The 14,823-nt window shown below is 34.0% G+C and carries 6 protein-coding genes; all 6 read left to right on the top strand.

Annotated elements, in window-relative coordinates; all coding sequences use genetic code 11:
• Nucleotides 1-130: 130 nt before the first annotated feature.
• The 6 genes from GBO31_RS08280 (at nt 131) to glpK (ending at nt 14,790) form a co-directional block, all read left to right on the top strand.
• Nucleotides 131-1,147: a GntR family transcriptional regulator gene (locus GBO31_RS08280; RefSeq protein WP_219007859.1), complete on the top strand. Its 1,017-nt coding sequence runs from the start codon at nt 131-133 to the stop codon at nt 1,145-1,147.
• A gap of 288 nt (nt 1,148-1,435) precedes the next feature.
• Complete coding sequence (locus GBO31_RS08275) at nt 1,436-4,507, top strand: SusC/RagA family TonB-linked outer membrane protein (RefSeq protein WP_219007858.1); 3,072 nt, start codon at nt 1,436-1,438, stop codon at nt 4,505-4,507.
• Between the two features lie 21 nt (nt 4,508-4,528).
• A complete protein-coding gene (locus GBO31_RS08270; protein WP_219007857.1) occupies nt 4,529-6,118 on the top strand; it encodes a RagB/SusD family nutrient uptake outer membrane protein in 1,590 nt (529 codons plus the stop codon).
• A 105-nt stretch (nt 6,119-6,223) separates the two neighbouring features.
• Nucleotides 6,224-9,589, top strand: coding sequence for a VCBS repeat-containing protein (locus GBO31_RS08265; protein WP_246615807.1), 3,366 nt, complete (start codon nt 6,224-6,226; stop codon nt 9,587-9,589).
• Between the two features lie 31 nt (nt 9,590-9,620).
• Nucleotides 9,621-11,387, top strand: a complete 1,767-nt coding sequence (locus GBO31_RS08260; protein ID WP_219007856.1) for a glycoside hydrolase family 36 protein — start codon at nt 9,621-9,623, stop codon at nt 11,385-11,387.
• Between the two features lie 223 nt (nt 11,388-11,610).
• Nucleotides 11,611-14,790, top strand: a complete 3,180-nt coding sequence (gene glpK, locus GBO31_RS08255; protein WP_219007855.1) for a glycerol kinase GlpK — start codon at nt 11,611-11,613, stop codon at nt 14,788-14,790.
• Nucleotides 14,791-14,823: the final 33 nt, after the last annotated feature.

The raw sequence follows: 14,823 nt of genomic DNA, 5'->3' as shown, positions 1-14,823 counted from the left end.
CATATTATCTTTTGGTTTTAGATTATGTTTATGTATTCAAAAGATGCTTTCTTAAAACCATGTTTGCAAACAAGATTTTGAATTCTACGAATTAATTTTAACTTTATAGGTATCAGATGATTTCCTAACTATGTCACCTTTACTTCAAAAAATATACGATCTACAGGACATCAATAGCTTATCAAAACATGAGCAGATCGTAAACGGAATTATTGATGCAATTGATTCCGGTATTTTAAAGGTAGGAGACAAACTTCCTTCCATTAATGAAATGGTAGCCGAAGTTGGATATGCAAGAAAGACATTTGTTAAGGCCTATACAGAATTGAAAGAACGTGGGCTCGTAGAATCAAAAAATCTAAAAGGATATTACATTATTAGTGAAGAAACTAATGTAACTTTAAAAGTTGCGTTGATTCTATTTGCTTTCCACAGTTTTCAAGAAGATTTTTATAATACATTTCGAAAAGAACTAGGTACAAAATATCATATTGATGTTTTCTTTCATCATAACAATCTAAGTTTATTCAAAACGATCTTGGATAATATATCTCGTAAATATGGAATGTATGTTATTGCTCCAATCCAGGAACAAGAAATCCCAAAGATGTTAAAACAAATTCCTTCGGATCGATTACTAATTGTGGATCGTTATTTAAAAATGCCCAAAGACTATTCCTATGTTTCTCAAGAATTCGAAGAAATTACATATCAAAAACTGGTGGAACTCACTCCTCAAATAAAAAAATACAATAGATTTATATTGTTCTTTAAGAAAAATTCGGATTTCCCACCAGAGATTTTATCAGCTTTTAACAAGTACATAGCAGATTATCAAATCAATGGAATTGTACTGGATAGTTATGAACCAAATACACTCAAAAAAAGTACTGCTTACTTTTCTATTAGTGATACTCAACTCTGGAAAGTCTTAAAGGATGCCCGAAAAATGGAATATAGAATTGGATCTGATATTGGTATCCTAGCGCATGATGATAATATTGTGAAGGAAATTGCTTTTGGAGGAATCACAACTATTTCAACAGACTTTACACAAATGGCTAAAAAAGCTGCTCTTTTTGTTAAAGAAGGGAATCCAATTCAAGAAATAATTACAACCTATCTAAGACAAAGAAACTCTTTGTAAGAAACTATCTTTTTACCATTATTTGTATTGGCAACATCTGCGTATTATACCATAAAAGCTATTGATTACAGTTGTTATCAATTTAACAAAAGACAAATCAACAATATCATATATTCTTAATTATTTAAACAATTAATTACATATAATTCAAAAAATTACATTACAAATTTTTGATATAAGAATAATTATTCTAATTTTGTATAGTAGCATAGAGTATCATAGCATAATATATTCTTTGCTTATCTCTTTCTAGGAGGAAAGAAAATAATTAACAAACACACAAATCATATGAGGCAAAAAATATGCAATCGTATTCTACTGTTGCTTATTGGATTAAGCACTACCCTAATCCATGCGCAGCAAACTGTTTCTGGAACAGTACGAGAACCTAATGGTCCTTTACCTGGAGCTAATATTTTGGTGAAAGGAACTACTAACGGAACCACAACAGATTTTGATGGGAAATACACTTTAGATAACGTAGCAGATGATGCGATATTGATATTCAGTTACGTAGGTTTTATAGCTCAAGAAATTCCTGTAAACGGTCAGATAACGGTGGATGCTTTACTACAAGAAGATGCTGCAGCATTAGACGAAGTAGTGATCGTGGGTTATGGATCACAATCCAAAAGAGACGTCACAGGCGCCATCTCTCAGATCAAATCCGAAGATATTAATCAAGTGGTTACAGCCAATCCAACCTCTGCTTTGCAAGGGAAACTTGCAGGTGTACAAGTAGAAACCGCAGGTGGTGCTCCCGGTAGCCCAGCTAACGTTTTTGTGCGTGGGGTAAGTTCTCTGACGAATTCTTTCCCTTTATATGTTGTGGATGGTACTATTACGGACAATATCAACTATTTGAATTCTAAAGACATTGTAAATCTTCAAGTATTAAAGGATGCCACCTCAGCAGCAATCTATGGTTCTAGAGCCGCAAATGGAGTTATCATTGTTACTACTAATCGAGGAAAACAAAATGCTACTCCTACTGTAAATATTGATGTAAGAAGTGGAATTAATACACAGTCCAAAAAATTAGATTTACTAAACGGTCCTGAATATATTGCTTTTTTGAATCAAAGAAGAATCAATGATGGGCTTCCAGGAGATATTCCTGATCCAGGAATAAATACGGATTTTCAGGATTTAACAATCAACACAGGAACCATTCAGGATTTTGGGTTTAATGTTTCAGGAGGAGGCGAGAACTCAAAATACTTTTTTAGTGCTAACTATTATGACGAAGAAGGGTTACTCATAAGCGAAGAATTCAATCGTAAAAATGTTCGTTTAAACAGTGAATTTAAGCTAGGAAAGCTAAAAATTGAAGAGTCTTTCGGGTTTTCAGAAAACCGTTTTACTCGAAATAATGCTTTTGGTAACCAAGGTGGTACCGTTCCTATTATCCGTCCTTTTGCTCCGGAAAATGATGGAGGTTTCGAAGCAATTAGCGATCCTATATTTGGTATTGGAGGAACGAATAAATTCGCAAACGCCCAATTGGTCAATGATCAAAATGTAGAACGTAATTTTTTAGGTAACATAAATATTTCTTACGAAATAATTGAAGGGCTTACCGCTAAGCTTAACTTCGGAACAGAGTATACAAGTTTTTACCGAAATACGTTTCAGCCCACTTTTTTTCAGAGTAATATAGATAGTGAAGTAAATGACAATCCACTTAATGATCTTACGGAAGTACGAGGAGAACGATATGCAACTAATGTTGAACCGACACTGAACTACAAAAAAAGTTTTGGAGATCACAACTTTGATCTTTTGGCTGGAGGCGCACGTCAGGATATCACAACGAATACCTTAGCCATTTATGCAGAAGGACTTCCTAGTAATAACATTACAAACATCGCTCAATTTACTGATAACATTATAAATTCAGGTGGTGGACGTTTTGACAATAAGTTATTCTCTGTTTTTGGACGTGTTAACTACAACTACAAGCAGAAGTACTTATTTACCGCAATAGTGCGTAGAGATGAAACTTCTTTATTCGCGGATGGTTTTAATACAGGTACATTCCCTTCTTTCTCAGCTGGATGGGTAGTTAGCGATGAAAATTTCTTTAATCAAGATGGACTTTTTAATTATTTAAAAGTTAGAGCTGGATATGGAGAGCTAGGATCTCAAAATGTAGATCCTTTTTCAAATCAATCGGTTGTAGAGCCTAATTCCCCAATAACCGTTGGTGGTGCTTCCGGACAAATACCTGGATTTGCAATTACCAGTTTGGTAGATCCAACTTTAAGTTTTGAAACGTCTACAACTATCAATTTTGGTGTAGACACGTCATTATTAGATAATTCGTTAAAATTAAGTCTAGATTACTTCAATAGAGATAATGAAGATGTTATACAGGCTGTTGCCATTCCAGATTCTAATGGATCTGTAAACCCAGTTTTTCAAAATGCTTCTTCCATCAACAATAAAGGTTTTGAATTTGAAGCCGCTTACAACTATGATACTGGAGGTGATCTTACCTTTAATGTTGGTTTTAATGTTTCTGCAATTCAAAATGAATTAACCGACTCTCCCAATCCTATTGTAGGCCCATCTTATAATGAAGAAGGATTACGAGCTAATCGTTTTGAGGTAGGACAACCTTTAGGATTTTTCTTCGGATTTAGAACCGATGGTATCTATAACAATCAGGCAGAAATTGACAACGATCCTTTTTTAGCTAACGATCCAGATCGAAGAGCTCTCCTTCAACCAGGAGATTTTAGAAGAGTAGATATTAATAATGATGGTATTATAAATGATGAAGATCAAACTTCTCTAGGTGATCCAACACCAGATTTTGCATATGGTATTAACTTTTCTGTAAATTATAAAAACTGGGATCTAGGAGCTTTCTTCAATGGTGTTCAAGGGAATGAAATTTATAACGTTACTAAATTCTTTGGATATTTCTTCCTTGATGACAATAAACTAGGGATCGTTAGAGGAGCATATACTCCAGAAAATCCAAATACTAATCTTCCTCGTGTAACCACACAAGACACGGCAGGAAATCAACTTCCATCAGATTTCTTCGTTGAAGATGGTTCTTTTTTCCGTCTTAAAACATTAGAAATTGGATATACTCTAACTGATCTTATTGGAAGAGAATGGATTTCTAATGCTAGAGCGTTTATTAATGTCCAAAATCTATTTACCATTACCAATTACTCTGGATATGATCCTGAAATAGGGTCTAATAATAGCGGATTAGGAACTAATAGAGGATTCTTTGGTTTTACTCCTTTAACAAGCGCTGACTCCGTTTTCGATAGAGGATTAGATGTTAGGGCACAACCAAGACCACGTACTTTTACATTTGGGTTACAAATGTCATTTTAAAATAAAAAAAGAATTTGTGATATGAAAACAGTTAAAAAAATACTCCCCATACTAATGTTGTCACTTTTTGTAGTGCTCTATTACAGTTGTGACGAAGAAGATCTTAATATTTCGAACCCGAATAATGTAGCCGAACCAGAGTTTTTTCAAACGGAAAATGACTTTAGGTTAGCTGTAAATGGAATGTACCATCCTATTACTGCGGTTTTATTTTGGGGGCGAGTAATACATACAGGTGCAATGCTTCGATCAGATGCATATAATGTGATTCCGTTTCAACAAAATACCACCATGTCTACTTTAGAAGGACAACCAGGAATCTCTAGATGGGCAGTAGATCTGTATCCACAATTATATCAATCCATATCTAGAGCTAATAAAATCATTGAAGAGGATGCTGCAAATAATGTGCTTTCAGGAGATGTTCAAAATGAAATTTTAGGGCAAGCTCATTTTCAACGTGCATTTTGTAATTGGTATTTATTAAACCTTTTTGGAACAGCACCGCTTGTAATGAAAACACCAGATCCACAAAATCCAGAAGAATTTTTTCCTCCTAATGCTACACCAGCAATGTTTAATGAAGCAATTATCGCAGATCTTACAGAAGCTATAAATAGACTTCCACAATCTTGGGGAGATACTGACGTAGGTAGACCAACCAGAGGAGCAGCATTGGCTTTGCGTGGTAAAACATATCTTTATATGGAGAATTGGACCAATGCAATTACAGATTTTACCGAAGTAACCACCTTAGGATACTCCTTACTACCATCCGCAAATTATGGGGATAATTTCTCATCAAATCCAACACTAGAAAATAATTCAGAATCAGTATATGAGCTTCAGTATGTGGCGCAAGACAATTTTGTCTGGGGAGCAGATGCTCCACTTACTGGATCTCAGTCTAATTGGCATATTGATTATTCTCCTCCACACGTAAGTTTAGACCAGGGTCATGTTATCAATCCTCATATTCTTCAGGTTTTCGAGGATAATGGTGATATTATCAGAAGAAATAGAACTATTGCTTTTGATTATCCAGGAGCTACTGGATATGGCGGTGCACCGTTTACAGATGATTTTGCACCAAGTATTGCGGTAGCACAAAACCTTGGTGTACCTGCATTGTTTTCCAGAAAATATGCTGGTATGGATGAAGGTTTATCCAGTGCGGAAATTCCTGGATTTGGACACACATTAGGAACTAATTGGAGAATCATACGATATGCCGATGTATTATTAATGTTAGCCGAAGCTCTTAATGAAGATGGAGCTACTCCAGCAGCCATACCTTTTATCAATCAAGTTAGAGAACGTGCACAAATTACATTGCTCCCTAATACACTATCCAAAGAAGAAGTAGAACAGGCCATCATTGATGAACGCATCATGGAATTAACAGGAGAAGGTCATCGTTTTTTTGACTTAGTTCGTTGGGAATTAGCAGATGATATTTTAGGTCCTGGTTCCACAGTTGCAGATGGTCGTCATCCTAAATCATTAGCTGGACCTGCAGCGGTGTTTACAACTGGACAGGATGAATTGTTATGGATTCCATTATCCGAAATACAAGCTAATCCTAATTTAGACCAAAACGATGGATACTAGACATCTATACGTAAAATTAATTGTTTGATTGTAATCTTTTATTGTTTTAGTTAACCAAGCAAACCTCACCCCTTACGTTTGCTTGGTTTTTAAAAAGTTAGGTAATTGTCCTTGAAAAAAATTCTTCTATATATCTATTCGATTGTTTTATTAGTTGGTTGTAAAAACAATACAACTAAAGATTATTTATTTGCATTAGTTCCAGCATCGAAAACAGCTATACAATTTCAAAATACGATAACTGAAGATGACCAGATAAACGCAATCGATTTTCAATATTGTTACAATGGTGGTGGTATTGGCATAGGTGATTTCAATAATGATGGATTATCTGACATTGTTTTTACAGGGAATCAAGTATCTAGTAAGGTGTACATAAACCTTGGAGAGATGAAGTTTCAAGATATTTCAGATGTATCTAATTTCAACACCACTTCGTGGGTAACTGGTGTTACTATAGTAGACATTAATTCTGACGGATGGGATGATATCTATTTAAATGTTGGAGGAGCTAATTGTACTAACGATTGCAATAATCTTTTATTTATTAATAAAGGTTTAAATAAAAAAGGAATTCCATTTTTTGAGGAGAAAGCTTCAATGTATGGATTAGACGACGGTAATTATAGTCAACAAACTATCTTTTTTGATTATGATCTGGATGGTGATCTAGATGCTTATATCGTACACAATGGAAACACAAAAAGAGATAGAAACACACCCGTTCCAAAAAAGTATCTCCCTGAACATTTATCCGATTATCTATTAGAAAACAAATTAGATCCTAACACAAATCAAATTTACTTCACTAATATTTCTGATAGTTTAGGAATTACTCATAAAGGATTTGGTCTTGGTGTCGCCATCAACGATTTTAACAACGACAATCTTCCGGATATTTATGTAAGTAATGATTTTATAACTAACGACCTACTCTACTTAAACAAAGGTTTGGATGAAAAAGGAATACATCTCGGGTTTGATGAAATAAGCCAAAAAGTTTTATCGAAACAAACATATAATGCAATGGGAGTTGATGTTGCAGATATCAATAATGACATTTTACCCGATATTCTAGTGGTTGATATGTTACCTAATGATTACGAAAGACAGAAAAAAATGTTAGCCGCTAATAACTATGATAAATATTTATTAGCACAAAGAAATGGGTACTCATCACAATACGTACATAACACACTGCAAATTCACAACGGAATTATTAATAATAAAATATTACCTACATCAGAAATTGGTTTTGCTTCGGGAATAGCAAGTACTGATTGGAGTTGGGCACCATTAGTTGCGGATTATAATAATGATGGAAATAAAGACATCTATATTACCAACGGGTATGTAAAAGACATCACTGATTTAGATTTCATAAACTATTCAGACAACAATAATATTTTTGGAACTCCTAAAGCTCGAAAAGAAAAGCTTAAAAAATTAGTAAATCAATTACCTGGAATTCACMTCCCAAATGTATTTTATCAAAATAAAGGAAATACATCATTTACAGATGTTTCTTCAAAATGGACTGAAAGCATAAATACATACTCTAATGGTTGTGCTTATGCTGATTTAGATAAGGATGGAGACTTAGATCTTATCGTAAACAATATCAATAGCAATGCCTCTATTTTAGAAAATAATTCTTCGGATAAAAATCAAAATTTTCTTAGGATACAGCTTAAAGGAACTTCTAAAAACAAAAATGGTATAGGATCAAAGGTTATACTTTGGCAAAAAGCACAACAACAAACACAGTATCAGTCAGTAGTCAAAGGGTACTTATCTTCTGWAGAACCTATAATTCACTTTGGAATTTCTTCAGAAAAAATAGATTCGATTCAAGTTATTTGGCCAGATAGAAGCTTACAAACCATAAGAGACATCCTCCCGAATCAAATTGTAACCATTCATTATCAAAAAAACACATATCACAAACCAGAGAATGAAAATTCTTTATTGTTTCAAAAAGATGATAACACTTTAACGTACACTCACAAAGAAAACTATATAAATGATTATTTGCAGCAACCGTTATTAAGCCATCAATTCAATGCATTCGGACCTTGCTTAGCATCAGCAAATATTGATTCACAAGAAGGTGATGAAATCTTTATTGGAGGAAGTAAAGGAACATCTGGTTTACTTTTTATAGAAGATCAGAAAGGAATATATCAACCGGTTCAAAAGTTTGATCATATTTATGAAGATACAGCAGTATTATTTTTAGATATTGATCACGATGGAGATAAAGATTTATACATAGGAAGTGGCGGTACCGATGTTGGAAATGACATAAACCTGCTTAAAGACAGAATATACCTTAATAATGGCAATGGATCATTTTCAGAAAAACAATATCCACTACTTTCTAAGATTAAAACAAATACAAGCTGCATTGCTGCTAACAATTTAGATAATGGATCACAACATATCTTTATAGGAGGAGGTGTACAACCAGGAAAATATCCATTATCGACCCCTAGTTATCTAGTAACAAATGAAAATGGCAACTTAGCAGTAAATAAGAGCATCACTTTCTCCAATACTGGAATTGTTACCGATGCATTTTGGGCAGACATCAACAATAATAATAGTAAAGAATTAATTGTAGCCGGACAATGGATGCCAATTCAAATTTATCATATAAGCAAAAATGGTGCGGAAGAAATTCCAATTCAATGGGAAGACTCTCATGGAGAAACTATAGAAATATCGGGTTGGTGGAATTCGGTTGTTCTTGAGGATTTTGATAATGATGGAGATCTAGATATACTAGCTGGGAATCAAGGAATAAACGGTTATATACAACCCACATTTGATCAACCTCTATACATCTATAAAAAAGATTTTGATCAAAATGGAAGCATAGATCCATTATTAGGACAGTACTTCAAAACCACCAATGGTGCTACTTTAAAACCTGTTCACACTCGAGATGACATTATGAAACAACTGGTGTCTTTAAAAAAACAATACCCTACATATCATGATTTTGCTAAGACTAGTTTTCAAGAACTATTAAATATTGACACTTTAGAAGATGAAACATTTAGCGCAAGATTGTTTCATTCTATCTATGCTGAAAACAAAGGAAACAACACATTTAGAGTGTCTTACTTACCTGAAGTATGTCAGCAATCACCTATTAATGATTTTCTGGTAGAAGATTTTAACCAAGATGGTTATAAAGATGCCTTAATCGTTGGAAATAATTATTCAGCAGAAGCTAATTATGGAAGACATGATGCTATGATAGGCATTTACTTAAAAGGCACCAAAGATGGACTTATTCCAATAGAAAACGCGAAAAGCGGATTTGTCATCCCTAAACAATCAAATCATATTGTTTCTATTCAAAATAAAAACAAAGAAAATTTAATTATTGCTACTCAGAATAATGATAGTGTAATAGTACATCGTCTGAAAAATCATAAAGTAAAGTTTTTGACAGCAAATTAGCAATAGTGAAGACATCAACGAAAGAAGACACATGAAAGAAGTAATTACTCATACTATAGAAATACTACAAAAATCCAAAGATTTTGAGGTTACTATTAGTTTACTTGAAGAACGAAATAATGTTTCTATCTACAATATCAACTTTTCTTCCGAAACTCCGTTTCAACCTCAGGAAGTAACTTTCAAATGGAAAATTCCTGCTGTAAATGCAAAAGGAGTATGGAAACCTACAACAGATTTTGCAAAAAGAATTATGGACGACTGGGAATTGGACCACATGGAATCGCGAATTTCTGTCGATTCACCAGTTATTTCATTATTTGGGCATGATGATACTAACACGATCACATTTGCTTGCTCTGACGCTATAAATACAAAAAAGTTAAACGCTTTATATCGAGAGGAAGACAATTGTATCTACTGTCATATTTCATTTTTTACAGAAAGACATCACTCCATTACCGATTATAACGCACAATTACGAATCGACCAAAGACATCAGCATTTTTCAGAATCTTTAAAGGATGTCGGAAAGTGGTGGGAAAGTTTCGAAAATCTAACACCAGCAAAAGTTCCAGAGCTTGCTAAAACTCCTGTTTATTCTACTTGGTATCAATTTCACCAAAAACTAGATACAGATTATCTTATTGAAGAATGTAAAATAGCTGCTACTCTAGGATACGAATTGATCATTTTGGATGATGGTTGGCAAACCAAAGATGAAAACAGAGGATATGATTATACCGGAGACTGGTATCCAGAGCGAATTCCGGAAATGAAAAACTTTATAGAAGATATCCATGAAACAGGTATGAAACTAGCATTGTGGTATTCAGTTCCATTTTGTGGTAAGAAATCAAAAGCCTATCAAAAATTCAAAGGTAAATTTTTGACCGAAGAACATCGTTGGGCGCCAGTTTTCGACCCTAGATATCCCGAAGTAAGAGCTTATCTAATTAGCTTATATGTAAATGCTCTCATTGAATGGAAAATTGACGGTTTTAAACTTGATTTTATAGACGAATTTAAGGTATATCCTAGTACTAAACTTACTAAAGAAGATGGGCGAGATTACTCTTCTGTAAATCTAGCCGTAGATCGGTTGATGACAGACATAATAGGTTCTTTGCATGCTATCAATCCGGAAGTTGTCGTTGAATTCCGTCAAAAATACACAGGTCCAGCCATGCGTAAATATGGGAATATGTTCAGAGCTTTTGATTGTCCTGGTGATTCAGTAATGAATAGAGTGAGAATTACTGACATCAAAATGCTATGCGGAGATACAGCTGTTCATAGTGATATGTTTACCTATCATAAAAAAGAACCTTTAGAGATCAAAGCTCTACAAATAGTAAATACTTTATTCGGAGTTCCTCAGCTTTCCATTTTACTTCAGGAAGCATCATCAGAAGAACTCTCTATGATAAATTTTTACACCCATTATTGGAGAAATCATTCAGAAATCTTTCTCAAAGGAAAATTTACTCCTCAACAGCCTTTAGCTAATTACCCTATCCTTAAATCATCTTCCGACACACATACTATTATTGGACTTTATAACAACTATGTCGTCGATTTTTCAGAAAAAACAGATAAAATTGATATTATCAATGGTCAGTTAGCCACAAAGATAGTTTTGAGTAGCGAAGAAAATTATGGTGCATACCTTTGTACGGTTTATGACTGTATGGGTAAAAAAATTAGTGAAAGCACTCTAATGATCTTAATCGGAGCGATACAAATAAAAGTTCCCGTTTGTGGACTAATTAGATTAGAAAAAAATCCAAAACTGTAGATATTACTATTCAAAAAAAACACAAAAGCGAGCAAAATGCTCCATAAAAAATAATACAAACGATTACATTTTTTTTAATTGATGATTATCTTTTCAATTGGCATAATAATTCAGATATTTATAATCAACCGATTAATATTCTATAGAATTATCAGTTTTTAAGATTTTTATCTATTAATCACTAATATAAAAATTCACACAAAAATAAGATAACTGTTGTCCAATGGATAAAAAATATATCATAGCTTTTGATCAAGGAACCACAAGTACGAGAGCAATCATTTTTGACACTAACGGAGCTATTTGTGGGATCTCTCAAAAAGAATTAACTCAATATTACCCGCAATCTGGATGGGTTGAACATGATCCACTAGAAATTTTCACGCATCAAAAGGAGGTATTTGAAGAAGTCTTATCCGAATCTAAAATAGCCATTGATCAAATTGCCGGAATCGGTATTACAAATCAGAGGGAAACTACCGTTGTCTGGGATAAAAATACAGGAGATCCAATTCATCGAGCCATTGTATGGTTGGACAAAAGAACTTCCAATATTTGTAAAAATCTTAAGGAATTAGGTCTAGAAGAATATGTTTCCAAAAATACTGGTTTAGTAATTGATTCCTATTTCTCTGGAACAAAATTAAAATGGATATTGGATAATGTTGAAGGTGCTAGAGATAAAGCGGAGAAAGGAGATTTATTATTTGGCACTATTGATACCTGGCTTATTTGGAAGTTCACAAATGGTAGAAGACACGTTACTGATCACTCTAATGCATCCAGAACGATGTTATACAATATTCTAAATTTAGAGTGGGATACAACCATGTTATCTAAATTAAATATTCCTCATACAATGCTTCCTGAAGTTTTGCATTCATCATCAGATTTCGGGAATATTGCTTATCAAGATAAAAACATTCCGATATATGGTGTTGCAGGAGATCAACAAGCTTCTCTTTTTGGACAAGGTGGATATAAGTCTGGAATTGCTAAAAATACTTATGGAACTGGTTGTTTTTTATTACTGAATACTGGAAAGAAACCATATCAATCTAAAAATGGTCTTCTAACCACTTTATGTTGTAGTCTTCCTGGTGATAATATAAAATATGCACTAGAAGGCAGTGTATTTGTAGGAGGTGCTTCTGTACAATGGTTGCGTGATAAATTGCAAGTAATCACAAAAGCATCCGAAACTGAAGAGATTTGCAAGTCCACCCCTTCCTCAAAGGATTTATACGTCGTTCCTGCATTTGCAGGTTTAGGAGCACCTCACTGGGATATGAATGCTAAAGGTGCAATTTATGGCCTAACACTTGACTCAGGCAAAAACGAGATTATAAAGGCAACTGTAGAAGCTTTGGCATATCAAACACGAGATGTCTTGGATGCTATGGTAGAGGACAGTGGAAAATTAATGAAAGAGCTTAAGGTAGATGGAGGTGCATCTGCCAATAATTATTTAATGCAATTTCAAGCGGACATTCTCAATGTAGATGTAGATCGTCCGGAAATGTTAGAAGTAACGGCACTTGGTGCTGCATTCCTGGCAGGAATAAAAGCTGGGGTTTGGACGAAAAAAGATATATCAAAAATTAGAATTGTGGATACTACGTTCAAACCCCAGATTACACAACACGAAAGAACCAGAAAATATACGGGCTGGAAAGATGCTGTGGAACGAACTAAATCTGCAAATGCTAAAATGCTCGCTGCTAAAGAACAAGGTGCAATTCGTTTTTCTATTCTTGATAGAAATAGGCAATTACTACAGGCTCAGACTGTTAAATATGATTTAATCATAATTGGCGGTGGAGTAACTGGAGCTGGAATTGCTTTGGACGCAGCATCAAGAGGATTGAAAGTATGTTTAGTAGAAAAAAATGACTTTGCATCAGGCACTAGTAATAAATCCACAAAACTGATTCATGGAGGATTACGATACCTAAAGCAAATGGAAATAGCTCTGGTCAAAGAATCTGGAAGTGAACGTGCTACAGTTCATAAACTCGCACCACATCTGGTAGTACCAGAAAAAATGTTACTCCCTTTAATAGAAGGAGGAACCTATGGTAAAATGATGACTGCAATTGGTTTAAAAGTATATGATTTTTTGGCGAATGTGGAAGGAGATGATAAACGAAAAATGTTAAGCATCGAAGAAACGATTGCAAAAGAACCTTTACTAAATAAAGAAGGACTTACTGGAGGAGGTTATTATGCAGAATACAGAACCGATGATGCAAGACTCACTATCGAACTCCTTAAAAAAGCAGCAACATACGGAGCTAATATTATCAATTATTGTGAAATGACAACTTTTAACTATGATGAGGAGGGGAAAATTAAAAGTTTAAAATGTTTAGATCATAATTCTGGAAAGAATTTCACCATAAAATCAAGAAATTATGTCTCTGCTGCTGGTCCTTGGGTTGATCTATTAAGAGAAAAGGATGATTCGATGAACAATAAACACCTTCACCTTACAAAAGGTGTTCATATTGTCTTTTCTAGAGAGAAATTTCCACTTACCCAATCTATATATTTTGATGTCCCAGATGGAAGAATGATTTTTGCTATCCCAAGAGGAAGAGCAACTTATGTAGGAACGACGGATACAAACTATAGTGCTAATCTAAATCGAGTTGTAGCCACCAACGAAGATGCGCTTTATTTGTTAGATGCTGTAAATAATATGTTTCCAACATTAGCTTTAACAATTGAAGATATAGAATCCAATTGGGCTGGATTACGACCATTAATTCATGAAGATGGAAAGGATCCTTCTGAACTGTCCAGAAAAGATGAGATCTTTATTTCTAAAACAGGATTGATATCTATAGCGGGAGGAAAACTTACCGGATATCGGAAAATGGCGCAACGTGTAATTGATGCTGTTTTAAAAACAATGAGCACTAAAAGAAGAGAACAATTCTCGAAATCATTTACACAAAATATTCAACTGACTAGTGATCCATTAGAAGATACCACTGAAGTTAATCAGTATCTTGAGGAAATTAATCAACAGTTGAAAGATAAAAGTCTTAAAGATGAATATTATGGTTGGTATCTAGCTACTACATATGGTAAACAGGCTACAATTATTATCGATAAGATCAATTATTTCTTAAACGATTCTATTGAAGAAAAATTAATTCGATCAGAGGTATGGTATGGAGTGCATCATGAAATGGTCAATGGCTTAGCTGACTTTTTTGTACGTAGAACTGGAAGACTATATTTCGATATAGATAGTGTAAGACACTATAGATCTATAGTCCAGGAAGATTTGATAAAATATTTGGGATGGGACGAAAAACGACTTGAAAGAGAAAATCAATATTTGGATTTACTACTAATGGATGCATCTACTTATTACGAACATGAAATTGTATAAATTTAGATAAAGAATACTTTGCTTTTTAAACTC

Source organism: Aquimarina litoralis, from assembly GCF_019295435.1.
GTDB classification, from domain to species: domain Bacteria; phylum Bacteroidota; class Bacteroidia; order Flavobacteriales; family Flavobacteriaceae; genus Aquimarina; species Aquimarina litoralis_A.
This window is presented reverse-complemented; position numbering and strand designations above follow the sequence as displayed.

What these genes read in the sequence shown, in the direction of transcription:
- glpK (WP_219007855.1), top strand. Translation starts at nt 11,611, where the DNA reads ATGGATAAAAAATATATCATAGCTTTTGATCAAGGAACCACAAGTACG.
- GBO31_RS08280 (WP_219007859.1), top strand. Translation starts at nt 131, where the DNA reads ATGTCACCTTTACTTCAAAAAATATACGATCTACAGGACATCAATAGC.
- GBO31_RS08275 (WP_219007858.1), top strand. Translation starts at nt 1,436, where the DNA reads ATGAGGCAAAAAATATGCAATCGTATTCTACTGTTGCTTATTGGATTA.
- GBO31_RS08260 (WP_219007856.1), top strand. Translation starts at nt 9,621, where the DNA reads ATGAAAGAAGTAATTACTCATACTATAGAAATACTACAAAAATCCAAA.
- GBO31_RS08270 (WP_219007857.1), top strand. Translation starts at nt 4,529, where the DNA reads ATGAAAACAGTTAAAAAAATACTCCCCATACTAATGTTGTCACTTTTT.